At 40.7% G+C, this 19,044-nt stretch carries 20 protein-coding genes; 11 read left to right on the top strand and 9 right to left on the bottom strand.

Features of this window, described 5'->3' with window-relative positions:
- Positions 1-2 precede the first annotated feature (2 nt).
- The 7 genes from ACO1QW_RS15645 to queG all read left to right on the top strand — a co-directional run bounded on the left by ACO1QW_RS15645 (position 3) and on the right by queG (position 4,127).
- On the top strand, positions 3-380 hold the full coding sequence (locus ACO1QW_RS15645) for a DUF1801 domain-containing protein (RefSeq protein ID WP_486260108.1): 378 nt from the start codon (positions 3-5) through the stop codon (positions 378-380).
- Positions 381-397: 17 nt separating this feature from the next.
- Positions 398-835 carry an SRPBCC domain-containing protein gene (locus tag ACO1QW_RS15640; RefSeq protein ID WP_486260107.1) on the top strand — a complete coding sequence of 146 codons (438 nt, stop codon included), beginning with the start codon at positions 398-400 and terminating at the stop codon, positions 833-835.
- Between the two features lie 10 nt (positions 836-845).
- A complete protein-coding gene (locus ACO1QW_RS15635) occupies positions 846-1,256 on the top strand; it encodes a VOC family protein (RefSeq protein ID WP_486260105.1) in 411 nt (136 codons plus the stop codon).
- Between the two features lie 19 nt (positions 1,257-1,275).
- A complete protein-coding gene (locus ACO1QW_RS15630; RefSeq protein ID WP_486260104.1) occupies positions 1,276-1,692 on the top strand; it encodes a VOC family protein in 417 nt (138 codons plus the stop codon).
- Between the two features lie 76 nt (positions 1,693-1,768).
- Positions 1,769-2,782, top strand: coding sequence for a serine hydrolase domain-containing protein (locus ACO1QW_RS15625; protein ID WP_486260102.1), 1,014 nt, complete (start codon positions 1,769-1,771; stop codon positions 2,780-2,782).
- Between the two features lie 38 nt (positions 2,783-2,820).
- A complete protein-coding gene (locus ACO1QW_RS15620; RefSeq protein WP_486260100.1) occupies positions 2,821-3,162 on the top strand; it encodes a hypothetical protein in 342 nt (113 codons plus the stop codon).
- 32 nt (positions 3,163-3,194) lie between these two features.
- A complete protein-coding gene (gene queG, locus ACO1QW_RS15615; RefSeq protein WP_486260098.1) occupies positions 3,195-4,127 on the top strand; it encodes a tRNA epoxyqueuosine(34) reductase QueG in 933 nt (310 codons plus the stop codon).
- A gap of 79 nt (positions 4,128-4,206) precedes the next feature.
- On the opposite strand, the gene ACO1QW_RS15610 is transcribed toward queG, so the two are convergent.
- From ACO1QW_RS15610 to ACO1QW_RS15580, 7 genes are all read right to left on the bottom strand, one after another.
- On the bottom strand, positions 4,207-4,785 hold the full coding sequence (locus ACO1QW_RS15610) for a hypothetical protein (protein WP_486260097.1): 579 nt from the start codon (positions 4,783-4,785) through the stop codon (positions 4,207-4,209).
- A 4-nt stretch (positions 4,786-4,789) separates the two neighbouring features.
- The gene (locus tag ACO1QW_RS15605) at positions 4,790-6,043 is read right to left on the bottom strand and encodes an LVIVD repeat-containing protein (RefSeq protein ID WP_486260095.1); all 1,254 of its coding nucleotides are present in this window, start codon (positions 6,041-6,043) and stop codon (positions 4,790-4,792) included.
- A gap of 64 nt (positions 6,044-6,107) precedes the next feature.
- Complete coding sequence (locus tag ACO1QW_RS15600; RefSeq protein WP_486260094.1) at positions 6,108-7,553, bottom strand: outer membrane beta-barrel protein; 1,446 nt, start codon at positions 7,551-7,553, stop codon at positions 6,108-6,110.
- A complete protein-coding gene (locus ACO1QW_RS15595) occupies positions 7,534-8,103 on the bottom strand; it encodes an RNA polymerase sigma factor (RefSeq protein ID WP_486260092.1) in 570 nt (189 codons plus the stop codon). Before ACO1QW_RS15595 ends, ACO1QW_RS15600 begins: the two co-directional genes overlap by 20 nt.
- Before the next feature lie 128 nt (positions 8,104-8,231).
- Positions 8,232-9,557 (bottom strand): RagB/SusD family nutrient uptake outer membrane protein, encoded by a 1,326-nt coding sequence (locus ACO1QW_RS15590; RefSeq protein ID WP_486260091.1) that lies wholly within the window; start codon positions 9,555-9,557, stop codon positions 8,232-8,234.
- A gap of 18 nt (positions 9,558-9,575) precedes the next feature.
- The gene (locus ACO1QW_RS15585; protein WP_486260089.1) at positions 9,576-12,605 is read right to left on the bottom strand and encodes a SusC/RagA family TonB-linked outer membrane protein; all 3,030 of its coding nucleotides are present in this window, start codon (positions 12,603-12,605) and stop codon (positions 9,576-9,578) included.
- A gap of 38 nt (positions 12,606-12,643) precedes the next feature.
- Complete coding sequence (locus ACO1QW_RS15580) at positions 12,644-13,390, bottom strand: DeoR/GlpR family DNA-binding transcription regulator (protein WP_486260087.1); 747 nt, start codon at positions 13,388-13,390, stop codon at positions 12,644-12,646.
- A 157-nt stretch (positions 13,391-13,547) separates the two neighbouring features.
- Between ACO1QW_RS15580 and ACO1QW_RS15575 the strand changes: the two genes are divergently transcribed.
- Positions 13,548-14,750, top strand: a complete 1,203-nt coding sequence (locus ACO1QW_RS15575) for an anhydro-N-acetylmuramic acid kinase (protein WP_486260085.1) — start codon at positions 13,548-13,550, stop codon at positions 14,748-14,750.
- Here ACO1QW_RS15575 and ACO1QW_RS15570 read toward each other — a convergent pair.
- Both ACO1QW_RS15570 and ACO1QW_RS15565 read right to left on the bottom strand, forming a co-directional pair.
- Positions 14,734-15,309 (bottom strand): SRPBCC family protein, encoded by a 576-nt coding sequence (locus tag ACO1QW_RS15570; protein ID WP_486260083.1) that lies wholly within the window; start codon positions 15,307-15,309, stop codon positions 14,734-14,736. The two genes, ACO1QW_RS15575 and ACO1QW_RS15570, sit on opposite strands and share 17 nt — an antisense overlap.
- Before the next feature lie 75 nt (positions 15,310-15,384).
- Entirely contained in the window at positions 15,385-16,491 is a 1,107-nt protein-coding gene (locus tag ACO1QW_RS15565; protein ID WP_486260081.1) for an ABC transporter permease, read from the bottom strand.
- Positions 16,492-16,555: 64 nt separating this feature from the next.
- On the opposite strand from ACO1QW_RS15565, the gene folK reads away from it, so the two are divergent.
- The 3 genes from folK to ACO1QW_RS15550 all read left to right on the top strand — a co-directional run bounded on the left by folK (position 16,556) and on the right by ACO1QW_RS15550 (position 18,974).
- Positions 16,556-17,047, top strand: coding sequence for a 2-amino-4-hydroxy-6-hydroxymethyldihydropteridine diphosphokinase (folK, locus tag ACO1QW_RS15560; protein WP_486260079.1), 492 nt, complete (start codon positions 16,556-16,558; stop codon positions 17,045-17,047).
- Between the two features lie 62 nt (positions 17,048-17,109).
- The gene (locus ACO1QW_RS15555) at positions 17,110-17,742 is read left to right on the top strand and encodes a deoxynucleoside kinase (RefSeq protein ID WP_486260078.1); all 633 of its coding nucleotides are present in this window, start codon (positions 17,110-17,112) and stop codon (positions 17,740-17,742) included.
- A complete protein-coding gene (locus ACO1QW_RS15550) occupies positions 17,739-18,974 on the top strand; it encodes an MFS transporter (protein WP_486260076.1) in 1,236 nt (411 codons plus the stop codon). The genes ACO1QW_RS15555 and ACO1QW_RS15550 overlap by 4 nt, the downstream gene beginning before the upstream one ends.
- The last annotated feature ends 70 nt before the right edge of the window (positions 18,975-19,044 follow it).

The following is a 19,044-nucleotide window of genomic DNA, read 5'->3' as shown; positions in this document are numbered from 1 at the left end:
TCATGGCAACTAAAAAACTTAAACCAACAGATGAACAACAGGTGAACGACTGGATGAACGAACTTGAGCATCCGTTGAAAGATGAGATTGATGCCGTGCGCAAAATCATTAAAGACAGTAATAAGGAAATTCATGAACGTATTAAATGGAATGCTCCCAGTTATTATACATCGGCCGATATTGTAACATTTAATCACCGTGCCACGAAACATGTGCATCTTGTTTTCCATCATCCCAGCATTGTAAAAATAAAATCTGCACTTCTTGAAGGCGACTATAAAGACCGAAGAATGTTATACCTGCCCGACATGAAAGCTGTAAAGGCAAATAAAAAAGAACTGCAACGCATCATCAATGAATCGGTGCAGTTAATTGGTTAACTCTTAAAACATTTTTTATGGAACAACTTCATTTCTCAGTAAACATCGAAGCGCCCAAAGAAAAAGTATGGGATACTTTATGGGCAAAAGGAAAATACGAAGCATGGACAAAAGTTTTCAGCGAAGGCTCTACCGCTGAAACAGATTGGAAAGAAGGAAGTAAGATCTTGTTTACTGATGGCAAAGGCAGTGGTATGGTTAGCAGGATAGCGAAAAAGAAAGAAAATGAATACATGTCGTTCGAGCACCTTGGCGAATTAAAAGATGGTGTGGAAGATACTACAAGCGAAAAAGTAAAGCAATGGCAAGGTTCAACTGAAAATTATACGCTTACTGAAAAGGATGGCCATACACAACTTGATGTGGACATGGGTATCACAGCCGAGTATAAAGATTATTTCGAGAAAACGTGGCCACAGGCAATGGAAACAATTAAAACATTAGCAGAATCATAAAATTAAGATCATGTCAAAAGTAAAATCGATCTACGTTAACCTGCCGGTAAAAGATCTCGCAGTAACAAGAAACTTCTGGACAAAACTCGGTTTTAGTTTTAATGAACAGTTCAGTGATGATAAGGCCATATGTCTTGTGTTGAAGGAAGAAGCCATTTACTGCATGTTGTTGAAACACGAATTCTTTTCCACTTTTACCAACCGTTCTATTGCCGACGGCACTTCTACACAGGTATTACTTGCAGTTGATGTAGAGAGCAAGGAAAAAGTAGATGAGATCGTTAAAACCGCATTGGAAAATGGCGGCAGTCGCTACCGTGAATCGGCCGATCATGGCTGGATGTATTACGATTCGTTTGCAGATCCTGATGGCCACCAATGGGAAATATTGTTCAGCGACCTGTCAAAAATTCCATCTTAAAATTTAAAAAATATAAAAGATGCCAACAACCTTAAACCCTTATCTCATCTTCGATGGCACTTGTAAAGAAGCAATGAGTTTTTACAAAGATTGTTTTGAAGGCGAGCTAACATTACAAACTGTTGCAGAATCGCCCATGGCCAGCCAGATGCCACCAAATTTGCAAGATGTGATCATGCATTCGCAATTAACAAGCGGCGCAATGGTGATCATGGCTTCCGATATGAACCGGGAAAAACTGAACGATGGCAATGGCTCGCAATTATGTGTTGTGTGCAGCACAAAGGAAGAGATCGTTCGTTTTTTTGATCACTTGCAGCAGGGCGGCAAGGTTACAGAACCTTTGGCTAATATGTTTTGGGGCGGCTATTATGGTTCGTTGATCGATAAGTACGGCAAATACTGGTCGTTCAATTACGAGGAGCCCCTACCCTGATAACTTTGTTAATCTTCAACCGGGTGCTTCGCCGCACCCGGTTTCCATTTATCTTTAGCAGCATAAAATTTCGTCCATGAAGACAATGCTGCTTTTTATTTTTACAGCCTTTTTTTTCCACACTACATCAGCTCAAAATTTTGCAGAGGTTGAGCAGTTCATGCTCAACAATCAGAAGCAGTTAGGCGACGACCAGGCGCTTATCATTTATAAAGATGGAAAAGTATTGTACCAGAAAATGCTTGGCGATTTTCGCCCTAACATTCAGGCACCCGTTGGGGAAAGCAGTCAATGGTTCACCGCAGCATTGGTGATGATTTTGGTTCAGGAAGGGAAAATTTCTCTTGACGATAATGTTGGAAAATACCTGCCTGTTTTTCCAAAGTGGATGAAAGGCTATATCACCATTCGTCATTGTCTTAGCCACACAACCGGTATTGAAACAGATAAACAAGGCGCAGGAAAATTATTTCAACGCAAAGGTTTTTCATCACTGGAAGAAGAAGTGAATTACTATGCCGAGAAAAGAGCAATTGCTAACAACCCCGGCAACTGGTTTCAATACGATCAGATTGGCCCCTCGATCGTTGGCCGTGTTTTGGAAGTGGTGACAAAGAAAAAGTTCGACAGGCTTATCCAGGAAAAATTATTTCGTCCCCTCAACATGCGCATCAGCAGCTTTAGTAATTACACGTCCGCTATCAGTCCTTTTGATGGTGCTAAATCATCAGCCGTTGAATACACAAATTTCTTAAGCATGTTATTGAACAAAGGAATGTTCAATGGCAAACAAGTACTTACCGAAGTATCTATTGCGGAGATGACCAAACTGCAAACAGGCACAGCGTTGAACAAATACACGCCGCCTTTCATGAATGGCTTTAGTTATGGGTTGGGCACATGGCGTGAAACAGCTGATGGCAAAGTAGTGAACAGCGTATCGCAGAACAGCCCGTTTGTATGGATCGACTATTGCCGTGGCTACAGTTGTATCCTCCTCGCAAAAAAAGAAAGAGATGGTTTTAAACGTGAGTTATATGATCAATTGAAAACAGCGGTTGATGCGCAGATTGGCAGCACTTGTAAATAGACTGTGTTGGTTTACATTTGTAAATTGAATGTTTACCCATGTACGAACATAAAAAGCAACCCCTCGCTACAAAGAAAACCTACTACAAACGCATTGGCAGAAGTGTGTTGCTTGCATTGGTAGTTTTGTTCGTCAGTTTACTGATCGGCATTGTTGGTTATCATTACACAACAGGAATGACTTGGCTTGATGCGTTGTTAAATGCATCAATGATCCTTAGCGGCATGGGGCCGGTCGACACAATTACACAAGCTTCCGGAAAATGGTTTGCTTCTTTCTATGCGCTCTTCAGTGGTGTGGTCTTTATTACAAACATCGGCCTTATACTTGCACCAGCTATTCATCGTATTATGCACAGGCTTCACGTGGAGGATAAATAAGAAACTATCTTTGGGCCTTTTCATCATTTATTTTGATCAACACATCAGCAAATACCGCTTTTATAAAACAGGGAGCTTCTTCGCTTGGCTTTAGCTATTGTGGTATAGCCAAAGCAAAACGATTGGATGATGATGCAAGAAAACTGGAAGCATGGCTTAGCAAGGGAATGCATGGCAGCATGCAATACATGGAAAATTATTTTGAATTACGTGTTGATCCAACGCAACTTGTTCCCGGTGCAAAGAGCGTCATCACATTGATGATGAATTATTTTCCATCAGCCAAACAAAAAGAGAACACGCCGAATATTTCGAAGTATGCTTATGGAAACGATTATCATGATGTGATACGCAGTAAGCTGAAAGAATTATTGTCACTTATCAATTCAAACATTGGTGAAGTACACGGAAGAGGCTTTGTTGATAGTGCACCTGTGCTTGAACGCAGCTGGGCACAACGAAGTGGTTTGGGATGGATCGGTAAGAATGGAAACCTTATCAGCAAACAAAGCGGTTCATTCTTTTTTCTTGCAACACTCATTTGCGATCTTGACCTGGAATACGACTCAGCTTTTGTAAAAGATTATTGCGGCAGTTGCACAAAGTGTATTGATAATTGTCCCACCGATGCAATTCTACCGGATAAAGTAATTGATGGAAGCAAATGCATTTCTTATTTCACCATTGAGTTGAAAGATGCATTGGTCGATGAAAGTATGAAAGGCAAATTCAACAACTGGATGTTTGGCTGCGATGTTTGCCAGGATGTTTGTCCATGGAATCGTTTCAGTAAGCCGACTACAGAAGCCGGTTTCACTCCTATTCCCGAAATTTTAAATCTCAGTAACAAAGAATGGGAAGAGATGAGTGAAGAAACATTCAAACAGGTTTTTAAAAACTCGCCGTTAAAACGCACAAAATTTGCCGGCATTCAACGCAATCTCAAATTCATTCAATCGCAATAAAAAAGAAAGAGGCAAAAGCCTCTTCTTTGATAGGTGTATCCCGGTTTGCGTATTCAACAAATGATGAACCAGTTGTTGATCAAAACATCAATCCAATTTTTACGGCGATCCGGTTGAACCGATAATTATAGTTTAAAACGCCTGCATCGGTTCCCTGGGGCCATGGCCACGATTGCCAGCTAAACCCTTCCTGTTTTTCGGGCACATGTTTGTAAGTGTACCCGAGGCTAAATAAGAACGCATCATTTTTCTTCGTGGTTAAACTAAACCCTATACCTGCATCGGTATAAAGTCCTGCACTTTGTGAAATAATATTCCGCTGTTCCTTGTTCTTGATCCATGGAATATGAACACCGGCATCAGTGTAAATAAAAAGTGATTTATGCTTACTAGAAAAATGATAACGAACATCTGCAAACAAAGGCACACCTCTCTGCATATAAAAATCAAGACCTGCACCAACACCCGTATACCAATTACCCAAACGAAAACCATTGATTGTTTGCAGTGCAGCCGATTCAGTTGAACTGCCTGCCAGCAATCCACCTTGTATGATCGTTTGAAACTTGACAGGCTTTCTCAAAACCGCTTGCACTTTTTCCTGTGCAAAAGCAGAAGTGACCATACAACTTAAAATGATAAAGAAAGACTTCTTCATATAATTATCGTTGAATAGCAATGCTGCTACGTTGAGTGATATTTGTTTGATTGCTGTAATCGAATTGCAACAAAGCTGTTTTTGTTACAACCAATGCATTGCCATTCCAAGCAATGACATCATATGCATCAAATCCTTTGATATGTTTCACCAGACTTAGGTTTGTTGGGTTCGATGCATTGTACACACGCAAACCATCTTTACCATCGCACACAAACAACAGGTTACCATCTTTTGACAGGCCATGCGGATTTGTGAGTGGATATGTTTTCAATAATGAAGGTGATTGCAGGTTCGTAATATTGATCACATCCAGCTGATTAGCGTTTGCCGCCCTGCAGGTAGTTCCTGTGCGAAGTGTAACATATGCATGTGTATCATCTGCAATAACGGGATCGCAGGCGAATGCATGATTAAAACTTCCCGTTTTTTGCGGTGATGCAGGATTTTGCACACTGTAAATAAACATGCCTGTATTCGATCCGATAAACAATTGATCTTTGAAAGGATAGATCGTTTCAATTCCCCAACCAACATTAATCGTATTTAACTGCTGCGGTTGATCTGCATTCTGCAAACCAAATACTTTCAGATCATTCGTTGAAACAGTGTAGAGATAATCATTCTTCAATGCAAATCTCGCCATGGAACCATTAATGCCGGTGGTTACTCCACCTGCATTTGACGAAGAAAAGTTTTGTGCCACCGCAAGAAAACCTCTGTCCCATAAAAAATTTTGTGCTTGGGTATTATTGCAGCTTACTGTAACGGAGGTATCTTTTTTCAACCAATCTACTATCACAAGATTCGTGTCTGCTGTAAATCCATTGTTGAATAAACGATGAGGAAAAACTTTTTCCTTAATACTCACCACTTGTATGTTTTTGGGATCACTGATGTCGATCGTTACAAGATCAGCAAACAGATCAGCATACAACCTGTTGCCTTTAATGGCGAGATCAACATTGCCGGGCACTTCAATAAATCCAATGTTCTTTGGTTGCGATGGATTGCTGTTATCGATTACATGAATACCTTTATCAATTTCGTTGAGAAAAATAGTTGTACCGAATAAAGATATTTTTCCCGGCTGCACAATGGTTCTTGCGGATTTGCTTTTTATTTCACTCCTTACTTCCTGCTTGGTTTTATAAACGGGGCGATACAAAGTATACGTTTGCGTACACTTATCTTTTAAACAACCGGAGAAAAAAGCTGCAATTACAACCAGCAACGCAATGGATTTAAAATTCTTCATGGCAGTTTGTTTAGAAAGTTGACACTGCCAGTTTCAAAACCGTTGCGTTGTTGTTAACGATTTTTTAGAAGTAGATGCGATAACGAATACCTGTCTGCCACCAATAATCTTTTGAAGAAGATTGATAAGCACGACGTAGTCCATAATTGAGGTAGGCACCTAACTGCGAACTTATTTTCTTACCCCTCCATTCAAATGCTGGTGATAAATATAATTGCGGCTGCCAGGCAGTTGCTTTTGTTTCTTTTGCAGTTGGGCTGCCGCCAGATGCATAAGCGTTACGAGAACTTTCAGCAGCATAGCGAAATGCAGAAAGTGTATCGGTTTGAGTTGAAGAAAGGATAAACCAGTTATGAATACCTGCATTGAATAACAATTTACCCTTTTTAATGTCAGCAATTTTCAACTCCATTTCCAGCGGCACATTTAATGCATGCATACGGAACTGTGCTTTTCTTTCCTTAATTGAAATATTACTGAAATAATTATTTGCAAGAATAAATGTATCGATACGCTGGCGTTGAGTAACGGAATAACTGCTATATTGATATTGCAGACCAGTTACAAAAGTATTTCTTTTCTTAAACGGCTTACGAAGGATGACACCTGCACCGAACTCTAACGCCGGTCTAACTGTATATTCATATTGAACAATACGTGTAACACCACCCAACCCACCATTGTTGCTATTAGGTGATGCAAACGCATCAGAGAAATAAAGCGATTTTGTTCCTGAGCCTGGGAAAAGACTTCCTCTTATATCAGATGTGCCCACGCTAATATTCAAACCCAACTGCCATTTCCTTTTTGAAATGATCGGGGCTTGTTCTGAAGGCTTAGCGTTAATCGAGTCAACAACTGTTGCTGCTGGTTCGTTTGATTGAACTGTATCTGCTTTACTAAGAATTGGTTGATCTACTAACACACTATCATTTTTCTGCTCGGTTTGTGTTGCATCAACAACTACCATGTTATTTTCAATAGCAGTTTCTTTCTGATCAGTTTTTTTATGAGCAACAACTTCATCTTTACTTGTTTGCTCTTTGGTTCTTACTACAACAGCATTTGTCTTTGTTATTTTTAGATTCTGACGCCCCGGCCGTGTTATATTGTTGTTGTGTTGAATTGGCTGATTTTTTTTTGTCTGTGCCTGTAAACTATTTTCAACTATTTCCTTTTCTGAAAAGCCTGTTTCATTTACAGTAGTTGCTGATGATGGTTCTTTGGTTAATGGCGATTTGTTTGTCTTCGTTACTACAGTTGTTGTAGTTGAGTTGTTTGTACCCGATTGTACCGCTACATTTTCTTTTGCAGGTTTCTCCTCAGGCCATACTGCATAAAGTAATCCACCAATGAATAAAGCTGCAATCGGCAAATAGAAAAACCATCTTCTGCGTTTTCTATCTTCTTCCAATTGCTTTTCCACTTGTTGCCACACTTCTGCATTCGGCTTCAGTTTGAAGTCGGCCAGCTGCTGGCTTACTTTCTGTTCAAATTGATGATCCGCCATACACTTGCTTTTGGGGTTCGGAATTATGCTTTTCAATCCAGGTGATCAACAGGTTTCTTGCACGCATATACTGGCTTCGGCTGGTGCCTTCACTGATGCCCAGCATTTTCCCGATTTCGACATGGGTAAATCCTTCAACAGCATGCAGGTTAAAAATTGTTTGATAACCGGTGGGCAACTGCCTGATCAATTCAGCCAGTTGTTTGGTGCGAAGTAATACTTCGGGGTTATCATTACTCACAGGATGCAACGGCTCACTCAGGAAAGACATATCGTACTGGTATTCCTTTTTCTTTTTCAAATAGTTCAACGCAGTGTTCACCATAATGGTGCGTATCCATCCGCCGAGTTCTCCTTCGCTCCGGTAAGTGTGCAGGTTCCTGAACACTTTTACAAAGCCTTCCTGTAACACATCTTCTGCATCTGCCAGCGATTTGGTGTAGCGATAACAAATACCCAGCATGGTCTCAGCAAAAGCATCATAGAGTTGCTTTTGCGCCATGGTATTGCCACGCAAACAGTCTTTTATAAATTGCCGCTGATCGATCATCCGGGTTTTGTAATGGGTTGACAAAGCTATTTGTCCATTCGTTGCTCAACTGTTAAAAATTTTTACAAAAAAGAAACCCCGTTAGAAAACGGGGTTGTACACTTAAAACATAACTACTGATAAAAAATTTATATGGCCGGATCGGCGGGTGTGTTTGCGTTATTTAATCGTTCCTGATCGGGGTAAGGATAAAAATTCCTGTTACGCTCAAATGTAACTGGCACAGGATTTACGTTTGCAGGAGGGGGAGTTCGACCAAAACGCCGACTATCTTCCAAACGCAAACCACTTAAATACAATTCGGCACAACGCTGTCGGTAAACTTCAAGTAAAAGATCATTAACTGTAGTTGAACCGGAATATGCTGGTAGGTTAGCATGAACGCCAAATACATCACCACTTGATTGTTGACGCACGGCATTGATCTCTGTTAATGCATCGGCCACTGTTCCGCCAGAACGCAGAATAGCTTCGGCTTTAATTAAACGCATTTCATCGGGTAGATAAACAGGAATAGGGCTGCTGTTTGTTTGTGCAAAACCACGAATGGTACGCAACACATCAGGACCACTTGTTACTTGCGGACCCTGCAAATAAAAAGCAATACGTGCATCAGCTGGATCAAACAAACCTGCAGGTAAACCAAAATTGTCACGGGGAGAATAACTATTTGTTACCCGCAGTTGAGTGTAGATCGGGTTTACTGTTTGAGCACCATCAAAAACAAATTGAGAAGCTGAACTTAACGGAACAAGATTAGCTGCTGTAATTGCCTGCGCATAACGGCCAGCCATCATGTTATATCTTGCCAGGTAGGCATTAATGCAATTTAACAAGCTGAAGTTTGATCCTGCTACCCTTGTATTAAATTCGCCACTCGGTGCAGTTGCAGCTATTAATGCTGCTGCCTGCTCTAACAACTCAATTGCTTTCAATAAACCTTGCTGACGGGGAACAAACGTTACGCCGCCTGCTTTATTAGTTGCGATGGGCACTTGCTCAAATGAAGTTGCCAATCCGCCTATGGCCATTGCCTTAAACAAATGTGCATGGGCCACAATACCTGAACGCATAGCATTGTCCGTTGCAAGTACAGTTGGTGCATTTGCAATAATATCATCGGCCATACCCATTACACGAGTCATACGCAACCAAACACTTAATACAGCTGCGTTGAATGTTGGCAAAGCTGAACCACCTGCTTCAATTTCAAGCACGGTAGTAAATGTGGCAATGCCCTTTAATTCACGTGTTGTACCTCCGGTTGTAATTACCAGTGCATCATATGCTGAAGCTGCATAGTTCTGTTTCATACCAATACTGTAAGTGATCAATCCCTCACGTGTGGAAACAACCTGTGCATCGGTAGGACCATTCGGGTTTACAATATCCATCTTACAACTGCTGAACGCAACCGCAATGAGAGATAATGAATAAACGAATATCTTTTTCATATCATTTAGTTTTTTCAATTAGAAATTAATGTTTACGCCAAACATGATCATTCGGGGAAGAGGTACTTCCACAAAATCAAAACCACGCACTGCATTATCCTGTCCGGCTGCATTTACTTCAGGATCCCATCCGCTATAATTATCAAATGAAAACAGGTTACGTCCTGTTAAACTCAAACGCATACTGTTACCTTTTAAAAACTTCGGTTTCATGTTATAGGATAATGATAGCTCACGGAGTTTCACAAATGAACCATCCTCTATCCAGTTTTCAAATATGCTGAAGAGAGCCGCACTTGTACCTTTTGGAACTTTGCCTAATAACTCAGCTTCATAACCTTTCAATCCGCCATAAAAATCCCGATCGCCTACACGCTTGGTAAAGTTGAATACATCATAACCCAACATCGCATCCCATTGCATACGGAAATTGAATTTGCCGAAATCCAGTTCATCAATTTTAGAGATGACATGCTTCGGATTTGGCTGACCAATTACTTTACTTAACAACGTTCCGGAGGGTTGACCATTTGCTGCACGCTGAACCGTGTAATTACCATTTGCTAGTTGGGTACCTCTTTCACGCTGTGGCAAGCCATTCAAATCGAGCAATAAGCTGCCATTTGGGTTACGTGCAAAGAATGAACTGTAATAGGCACCTAATGGATAGCCATTCACCGCAGCAACTTGTCCGAAGCCACCAGCAAAAGGCAACACGCCATTTCCTTCTACCCCATTCACAACATTTTTATTATTCAAATAAGATAAACTTGATACCCAACGCAAATTATTTTTATTGAGGATAGCGGCACGCACAAGGAATTCAAATCCCTTGTTCGTCATGGTGCCGATGTTGACAAACCGATTATTATAACCAGTGGTTGGCGCAAGTGTGCGATTAAGAATAAGTTCTTTCACATCTTTATTGAAATAGCTGAATTCAACACTAATAGCATCATTCAGTAAACCCAGATCGAAACCAACTTCAACTTCTGTTTGGCGTTCGGGTTTAACAGTAAAGTTACCCAATGTAGAAGGAGCTATATAACCTGCTTGTCCGCCATAAACTACCGGTGAAAAATTGGTGAAACGATCGTACTGACCAATAGCCGTCAAGTTACCGCTCTGGCCATATGCAGCACGTAATTTTAAACTGCTTACTGCTTTTGCAAGACCGTCACCCCAGAATTTTTCATTTGACACAATATAAGTTCCGCTCACTTTGGGGAAGAACTGCCAGCGGTTATCAATGCCATAAACAGACGATGCATCTACACGTGCTGCACCTGTAACAAAATACCTGTTTTTAAATCCAAACGTCTGTTGCAAGAATGCTCCCATAATTACTCGCTCACCTCTGAACTCACCAGCTGCAATAGTTCCATTATTAATAGTTTGACCGAAGGCGCCCAACTGAGTTGCATTTGCAGAAAAAGTTAATGTGCGATCGTATTGCAATGTGCCACCTAATGAAGTGGTTGATTGTAATTCATTCGCAATGTCCTTTTGGTATGTTGCTGTAAGATCATTATTCAATTGCATCACAGTAGCATCTGCCCGACGAATAAAACCTCCATTATAAGATGGCGTTGTATTACGTGGAGGAATGTAGGCTGTGGCCGTTTGTGTATAGTTATCAATGCCGGAAGTAAACTCGATACTTAAACCGCTGACAGGTTTAATCGTTAATTGAGCACTTGAAACAATACGGTTTGTCTTTTGTCGAAAATCAAAACGTTCAATTGCTTCCAACGGGTTGGTACGAGCAACAATTGCCGTTGCATTTACTGATGGATAAATACCCGTTGCCGGATCCTTATCTGGATTAACATAATTGTTACCAAAAATAAATCCTGTTAATGCGCCATATGCTTCATTGATACCTCCGTTTGGAATTTCCTTACTCGTGCTGTAAGTGTACGCAGTATTAAAATTGAGCGTCATGGTTTTGTTCAACTTCTGCTGCAGGTTTAAACGAAAACCATTCCGCATGAAATTCGTGTTTCGAACAATGCCCTCATTGTAAAGGTTAGAAACAGACGCATAATACTTTGTATTAACTGTACCGCCTGAAACAGACAATACATTCTCTGTACCAATTGCATTTTGGAAAATCTTATCCTGCAGATCGTAACGCTGTACGGGAACTGTTGTAAGATCACTTGCAGTGAAATTGGTAAAACGGAAAGGCACTTTATTATACTCCATTTTTTTGCGAAGCGTGCTGCTGCGCAATTGCGTTGAGAAACTGAACTGCGGTTTGCCTTCACGACCTTTCTTTGTAAATATCTGTACAACACCATTGTTTGCTCTCGAACCATAAATGGCAGCTGCAGCTGCACCTTTAATTATTTCAATGCGATCGATGTCGGCAGGGTTTATATCTACCAACCTGTTTTGTGCATATCCACCAAGATCGATCAACTGGCGAGAATCATTATTTACAATTACACCATCAACAATATATAGTGGATCAGATGAACCAACAATAGTGCTAGGGCCTCGCAAACGAACAGTGATACCGCCTGCAGGGTTACCGCTGTTTTGTGTAACCTGTGCACCAGCTACTTTTCCTTGCAAGCCCATATCAATAGATGTAGCACCGCCTCTTGTTAATTCTTTACCCGATACTGTTGCAATAGCATTACCTAATTGCTTTTTCTTAGTTGCCACACCTGTTCCGGTAACCACTACTTCATCAAGGCCCAGCACATCTTCATCTATTTCAGCATCGCTGGTATAATTGTTCGTGCCACTTTCAACGGATAAATTTTTTGTTGCTGTCTTATACCCAACACCGGAGAACTCCAGCACGTATTTCCCGGGTTTCAAATTTGCAGTAAAACTGTAAGCGCCGTTAGCATCTGTTGATGTGCCATAGTTTGTATTACGCACCACTACCGATACATTAGCTGCGGCATTCCCTGCGCCGGTTACTTTACCGGAAATAGTTACTTGCGCCTCAACCATGGAGCACAGCATCAACATAAGCAGAAACAAGGGTAATTGCACCCACCTTCCATTTTGTTTTTTAAGATTTGGTTTCATGTTGCAGTTTTTAGTTTTAAATGAATCAATGTGGAGCATTAGAGAATGCTGATACCGGCTTTTTTGTAGGGATCGAAAATGTTGCTGTCAGGTGATAATTCGGTTATCAACATATCCAGTTCATTTGCTTTGCATACCTGGATATTTTGTACGGTATTTATTTTTTCAGAGATGGATAACGCAACTACTTTAGAAGCAGATTCACGCATGGCTTTCTTTACCTGCACAACATCATAATCATTATCAGTTAATCCATGTTCAAGATCAAGTGCGTTGATGCCAAGAAAACAGAGATCAACTTTAAATTGCCTGATCTTCAGAATAGCTTCTGCGCCTATCGAAATTTGTGAACTCTTCGAAAGTTTATCGCCAATAAAGATCACTTCAATATTAGGATGATGAATATATTCCAATGCCGCTGGCAAGCTTCCCGTAATGAAAGTTGCCCGCAGATTATCGGGCAATGCTTTTGCCATTTCAATGATGGTTGTACCACCGGTACTCATCACAAACATTCCATCCTTAATAAGTGTAGCTGCTTTTTGTGCAATTGTTTTCTTTGCATCAATACTATAAACACTGGAAGAGTTAATTGAACTGCTGAACGACCTTGACAAAGCGCCACCATGTACTTTAATGATCTTTCCTTTATCAGCCAGCTCCTGTAAATCACGACGGATGGTGTCTTCTGACACATTAATCTGCGTGCTGAGATCAGATGACAACACACGGTTGTGGAGATTCACCTGGTGCACAATGTAGGCTTGTCGTTCCTGCTTAAGCATGTTGGTTTGGCTGTTGATCGTTAGTAATAAGACAAATGAAAAGTACAAAAGTTTTGAAAACCTGCAAAAAAACGCAGCCATCTTCTACATGAACGGCATAAAAACGGCATAAAAAATCAAACCGGTCGCAAATACGGGCATTTCTTATATTTATTCCATGAACAGGAATATGCAACAACTGATGACCATTGCACAGAAAAAACAACGCCGCATTATTGGTTTAATGAGCGGCACTTCCGTTGATGGGCTTGATATTGCTTATTGCAATATTTCAGGTGCAGGACATGACACTGCCATTGAACTGGTGGCTTTTGAAACCATTAATTATGGTTCCAGTTTTAAAGCCGAGATCAAATCAGTTTTTTCAAAGAAGGATGTTGATCTTGAAAAATTAACCTTGTTAAATCCATGGGTTGCACAACAGCAGGCGGCCATGATTAATGCATTTTTGGAAAAACATAGTATCAAAAAAGATGACGTGGATTTGATCGCCAGTCACGGACAAACAATTTATCATGCGCCCAAGGCTTTGCATCAACAGGATAAATTCAGCAATGCCACTTTACAAATTGGTGATGGCGATCATATGGCTGTTGAAACAGGCATCATCACTATCAGCGACTTCAGGCAGAAACACATTGCAGCAGGTGGTGAAGGTGCGCCACTTGCCGTGTACGGTGATTATTTTATCTTTTCAAAGAAGGGTGAAGACAGGATAATGCTAAACATGGGTGGCATTGCCAACTTTACTTTTCTTCCCGGTTCAATGGATGCGAATAAAATTTTCAGTACCGACACAGGAACGGGCAATACATTAATGGATGCATTAATGCAGCAACATTTTCCCGGTAAGTATTTTGATGAAGATGCAGGCGTTGCAAAACAGGGAACAGTCAACGAGGCATTGCTCAACGCTTTAAAAGATCATCCTTTCTTCCAGCAATCATTTCCTAAAACAACAGGACCGGAATTATTCAATCTTGAATATTTGCAGGGAGCAAAAGAAAGATCGGGAACAAGCGATTTAAATGTGTACGATACCATGGCAACGTTGAATGCTTTTTCTGCCCAAACTATTGCAGAAGCTATTACGAAGACAATGCCGCAAAACAGCAGCTTTCATTTGTATGCCAGTGGCGGAGGCATGCACAATCCTTTATTGATGCAGAAGATAAAACAACTGTTACCGGATGTGCCCATTCATTTAACAAGCGAGCTTGGTATTAATCCTGATGCAAAAGAAGCAGTGTTATTTGCCATTCTTGCGAATGAATGTGTTGCTGGTGGCAATGTGCAATTCAGCAATGAACTGAAAGGAATTCCTTCTGTAACGATGGGAAAGATCAGTTTCCCGTGGTGAGAGCGGCAGACACATTATTTACATCGGCCTGTTCAATATAATTTTTGAATTGCTCCAGGCCTTTATCGAAAGCGGAACCAATAATACGATCAGTAAAGATGCCAAAGAAACGTTCCCATGGATACCATTTCAATTTATATTCCATGAACCATTGCACTTCCGTCACATCATTTTTTGCACCGGTGCTACGCATTCGAAAACCACCCTCTGCTTTATTCATATCCTTTAATTCGTGCAGCAACAAAATTTCACCCGACTTTATTGATTGGATTGTAATTGTTCCGGCACTATTGATCTTCATTCCCTTCCAACGAAAATAAGAGCCGGGCTGATTTGTAACAGCTGAAAGTTGAACAATTGCACCGCTATCGGCTGTAATCCATGGCAACCATTTGTTCCAGTTCGTTACATCACTTAATTCCTTATGTACTGTACTGCTATCAGCACTGATGATAATACCACGGGAAATTTTTACACTCGATGGTATAAACAACCCTATAAGCGTAATCACAGCAAACAATCCCAGCATCACAAACAAAAACATTTTTATTAATCGCATAATTATAGAAAATAGTCAATAGTAAATAAGCAATAGGCAAACCGTACCTCGTATTTCAAACTTCGTACTTGTTTCTCATTCCCACCTGAACACTTTAATGGCAATTGCATACAATGCAACACCCCATATTGCAAGAATGCCAAGTTGTTTTCCGCAATCAACCAAATGACTTCCTTCAAATGCAATATTGCGCATAGCATCATTAAGATGTGTTAAAGGCAATATTTTACAAATGGGTTGCAGCCATTTTGGAAATGTATCGATGGAGAAAAAAGTTCCTGCCAATAAGAATTGTGGTAACGTAAACATATTCGCAAACGGTGGAATAGTGCTTTCATTCTTTGCCAAGCCACTTACAATAAATCCAAAGCCCATGAAAACAATCAGACCCACCAGACTTAACAACAGCAGTTCGATAAATGTCACAACTCCATGAACGAGCGTAAATCCAAAAACAAATCGTCCGATCAACAAAATCACTACAGCAGTGATCAATTGAAACAATACACGACTGATGCCTTCACCAAATAAAATATAACCACGCTTAATAGGCGTTGCAAAAAACCGCTTCAATACTAATTGCTGTCGAAGATTGAAAAACAAAAATGCCACACCAAACACACCTGCACTTAATAAAGAGAATCCTAACTGGCCGGGCAATATAAAATCGATGGTTTTATAGATTCGTCCGGGCATTGGTGGCGGCAGATCAATACTTGCATAGGTTGGAGCGTCGGGTGCAGCTCTTCGATCGATGTTAACGATAATATCTTTTAATGTTGATTGAAGTATCGCCAACCGATCAACACTTGCAGTTGATGTTTGAATGCTGATATTGTATAATGGAAATGTATCGGTGCCATTTGGCTTCATATCAAGAATGGCGGTGATGCGGCCTTTCGACAGATCATTTCTCAACTCCTCTTCACTTTTCTCAATAACACGAATGGTTTTGTATTTCAACAATTGTTGATACACGGCATTGTTTTGTGAAGTATCGGTTCCTTTTGTAAACCCTATACGAACTGTTGGGCTTCCACCTCCAATAAAACCAAACACCAAAATAAAAATGAGCGGAAAGGCAAAACTGAAGATCACTGCCGAAGGGCTGCGAAAAATAGCCCGGAAACTTGCCCTGGAAATAGCCAGCATTGCTTTCCACTGGCTGTAAGGTTGACTCATGGGCGCAAAGCTATTTGTTTATGTCATTGGCGAAAAAAACTTTTTCCTCCCCTACTTTTACAGCATGCGGTTACATAAGTCTTTTATTTTATTGGGCAGCAACCAGGGGCAACGCAAACAATTCCTGCAAAAAGCAATTGAGCAACTGAAAGATCGTTGCGGCACTATCACGAACGAATCATCGATCTATGAAACGGCTGCATGGGGACAAACACAGCAAGCTGCTTTTTTAAATAAGGTGATTGTTTTACAAACACAACGTACTGCCGATGAACTAATGAAAACACTATTACAAATTGAACAGGAACTGGGCCGAATACGCACTGAAAAGTATGGTCCACGCACTATTGATCTTGATATTTTGTTTTACGATGACATAATCTATCATTCGTCTATTGTAACGCTACCCCACCCTGCCATACAAGACAGACGATTTGTATTGATTCCGCTTGCCGAATTGTCGCCAAATAAAGTGCACCCCGTTTATAAAAAAACCATTACGACATTGCTGAAGGAATGTGCCGATGATCTGGCAGTAACGAAACTCAAATCCTGACTTTTCCACAAACTGTATAAGTTCATACCACGATTTGCCTGCATGCTTTAATTTGCCGCCGGATGAAATATCATTTTGTAACGATAGAAGGGAATATCGGTGCCGGCAAAACAACGCTGGCACATTTGCTGAGTAAACATTACAATGCCCGTTTAATACTGGAAGAATTTGCCGACAATCCTTTTCTGCCAAAGTTTTACGAAAACCCCAAACAGTTTGCCTTTCCGCTGGAATTGTTTTTTATGGCCGAGCGTTACAAACAGTTAAAGGATCTTTTGCACACGCAGGATCTTTTCAACTCCATTACGGTTTCTGATTATCTATTTACAAAATGTTTATTGTTTGCAAAAGTGAATTTGCCTGCCGATGAATTCAGGTTATATCAAAGTTTGTTTGAAATCATACACCAGCAACTTATACAGCCTGAGATACTCATCTATTTGCATTCACCCGTTTCACGTTTGCAACAAAACATCCGCAAGCGAAACCGCAGTTATGAGCAACAGATTGCTGATGATTACTTGTTCAGCATACAGGAAACTTATACACAGTATATTAAACAGCACAATGTAAAAACGCTGTTTGTTGATGCAAGTAACGCCGATTTCCTTGGCAACAAAGCACATCTGCAAGTGATCATTGATGCACTGGATAAGGAATACGAACAGGGGCAACATTATCTTACACTGCCATGAGTCAAGCAATAAAACAACCGTTTTTACTCAACAGAGAATTTGCATGGTATGTTACTGCCCGATTAATTTTTCTTGCAGGCTTGCGTATGACGCCTGTGTTGCTCGGATGGAAATTATATGAAATTACCGGCAGCAAACTATCATTGGGGGTACTTGGTTTATCAGAAGTGATACCAGCAATTTTGCTGGCGCTACCGGCCGGCGTAAAGATCGACCGAAGTAACAAGCAGCGGCTCATCAGTGTTTGCATGGTACTTTATTTTTTCATCATGCTCGGCATGTTACTGGTTACCTCCGATTACTTTATACATTCCACTTCCACGTTTGTAATACAATGGAGTATTTATGGATTAGTTGCTGCAACAGGCGCAGTAAGGGCATTCAGTAGTCCGGCATTCAGTGCATTTCTTTCGCAGTTGGTTTTTCCAACGCAATTGGTACGAGCCACTTCCATTAACAGTATGGCATGGCTGCTGGCGGCTGTGATTGGTCCGGGTGTTGCAGGTTTGCTAATGGGTTATACAAATGTCACCATTGCTTTTATTGTAGTATCCTCATTAGTATTAATTGCCGTGTTTTGCATGCAGAATGTAAAACAAAAACCTGTGTTATTTAAACCCGGTAACACACGCACATGGGAGAGTGTAAAAGAAGGTATCAATTTCATTCTTACTCAAAAAGCATTGCTGGGTTCAATGACCTTAGACATGTTTGCGGTTTTGTTTGGTGGAGTTACAGCTTTGCTCCCTGTATTTGCGAAAGATATTTTACATATCGGCCCTGAAGGTTTGGGTTGGTTAACTGCTGCTACTTATCTCGGTAATTTTATCGCTATTGCCGCACTCACCTGGAAACCGATGAAAAACAAACAGGGACTGAAACTATTTTACGTAGTAGGTGGCTTTGGTGTTTGTATTTTAATATTCGCCTTATCGCAAAATTTCTGGTTAAGTTTTGCAGCACTCTTTGTCAGCGGTTTGTTTGATGGCGTAAGTGTGATCATACGTGGCACTGTCCTTCAATTATTTGTTCCTGATGAAATGCGTGGCCGTGTAAGCAGTGTAAGCTCCATTTTTATTAACAGCAGTAATGAGCTTGGTCAGTTTGAAAGCGGCACCGCTGCTTCCATTATGGGTACTGTTCCTTCTGTGATCTTTGGTGGCTGCATGACGATCATTGTTGTAACAATTACCTGGTTTAAAGCGCCCACGCTTCGAAAGCTGGAGTATTGATTCGTCGCCACTCATCCTTTTTATTGCAGAATATTTTTTGAGCCTTTAAACAAAACGGCAGATTGTTTAT

Source organism: Lacibacter sp. (genome assembly GCF_057361365.1).
This window is presented reverse-complemented; position numbering and strand designations above follow the sequence as displayed.

Bases quoted from the DNA above. Each gene is read 5' to 3' on its own strand.
- ACO1QW_RS15620 (WP_486260100.1), top strand. From the start codon at position 2,821: ATGTACGAACATAAAAAGCAACCCCTCGCTACAAAGAAAACCTACTAC.
- ACO1QW_RS15570 (WP_486260083.1), bottom strand. From the start codon at position 15,309: ATGCGATTAATAAAAATGTTTTTGTTTGTGATGCTGGGATTGTTTGCT.
- ACO1QW_RS15640 (WP_486260107.1), top strand. From the start codon at position 398: ATGGAACAACTTCATTTCTCAGTAAACATCGAAGCGCCCAAAGAAAAA.
- ACO1QW_RS15585 (WP_486260089.1), bottom strand. From the start codon at position 12,605: ATGAAACCAAATCTTAAAAAACAAAATGGAAGGTGGGTGCAATTACCC.
- ACO1QW_RS15625 (WP_486260102.1), top strand. From the start codon at position 1,769: ATGAAGACAATGCTGCTTTTTATTTTTACAGCCTTTTTTTTCCACACT.
- ACO1QW_RS15580 (WP_486260087.1), bottom strand. From the start codon at position 13,390: ATGCTTAAGCAGGAACGACAAGCCTACATTGTGCACCAGGTGAATCTC.
- ACO1QW_RS15630 (WP_486260104.1), top strand. From the start codon at position 1,276: ATGCCAACAACCTTAAACCCTTATCTCATCTTCGATGGCACTTGTAAA.
- ACO1QW_RS15595 (WP_486260092.1), bottom strand. From the start codon at position 8,103: ATGATCGATCAGCGGCAATTTATAAAAGACTGTTTGCGTGGCAATACC.
- ACO1QW_RS15645 (WP_486260108.1), top strand. From the start codon at position 3: ATGGCAACTAAAAAACTTAAACCAACAGATGAACAACAGGTGAACGAC.
- ACO1QW_RS15550 (WP_486260076.1), top strand. From the start codon at position 17,739: ATGAGTCAAGCAATAAAACAACCGTTTTTACTCAACAGAGAATTTGCA.
- ACO1QW_RS15600 (WP_486260094.1), bottom strand. From the start codon at position 7,553: ATGGCGGATCATCAATTTGAACAGAAAGTAAGCCAGCAGCTGGCCGAC.
- ACO1QW_RS15555 (WP_486260078.1), top strand. From the start codon at position 17,110: ATGAAATATCATTTTGTAACGATAGAAGGGAATATCGGTGCCGGCAAA.
- folK (WP_486260079.1), top strand. From the start codon at position 16,556: ATGCGGTTACATAAGTCTTTTATTTTATTGGGCAGCAACCAGGGGCAA.
- ACO1QW_RS15590 (WP_486260091.1), bottom strand. From the start codon at position 9,557: ATGAAAAAGATATTCGTTTATTCATTATCTCTCATTGCGGTTGCGTTC.
- ACO1QW_RS15575 (WP_486260085.1), top strand. From the start codon at position 13,548: ATGAACAGGAATATGCAACAACTGATGACCATTGCACAGAAAAAACAA.
- ACO1QW_RS15610 (WP_486260097.1), bottom strand. From the start codon at position 4,785: ATGAAGAAGTCTTTCTTTATCATTTTAAGTTGTATGGTCACTTCTGCT.
- ACO1QW_RS15565 (WP_486260081.1), bottom strand. From the start codon at position 16,491: ATGAGTCAACCTTACAGCCAGTGGAAAGCAATGCTGGCTATTTCCAGG.
- ACO1QW_RS15605 (WP_486260095.1), bottom strand. From the start codon at position 6,043: ATGAAGAATTTTAAATCCATTGCGTTGCTGGTTGTAATTGCAGCTTTT.
- ACO1QW_RS15635 (WP_486260105.1), top strand. From the start codon at position 846: ATGTCAAAAGTAAAATCGATCTACGTTAACCTGCCGGTAAAAGATCTC.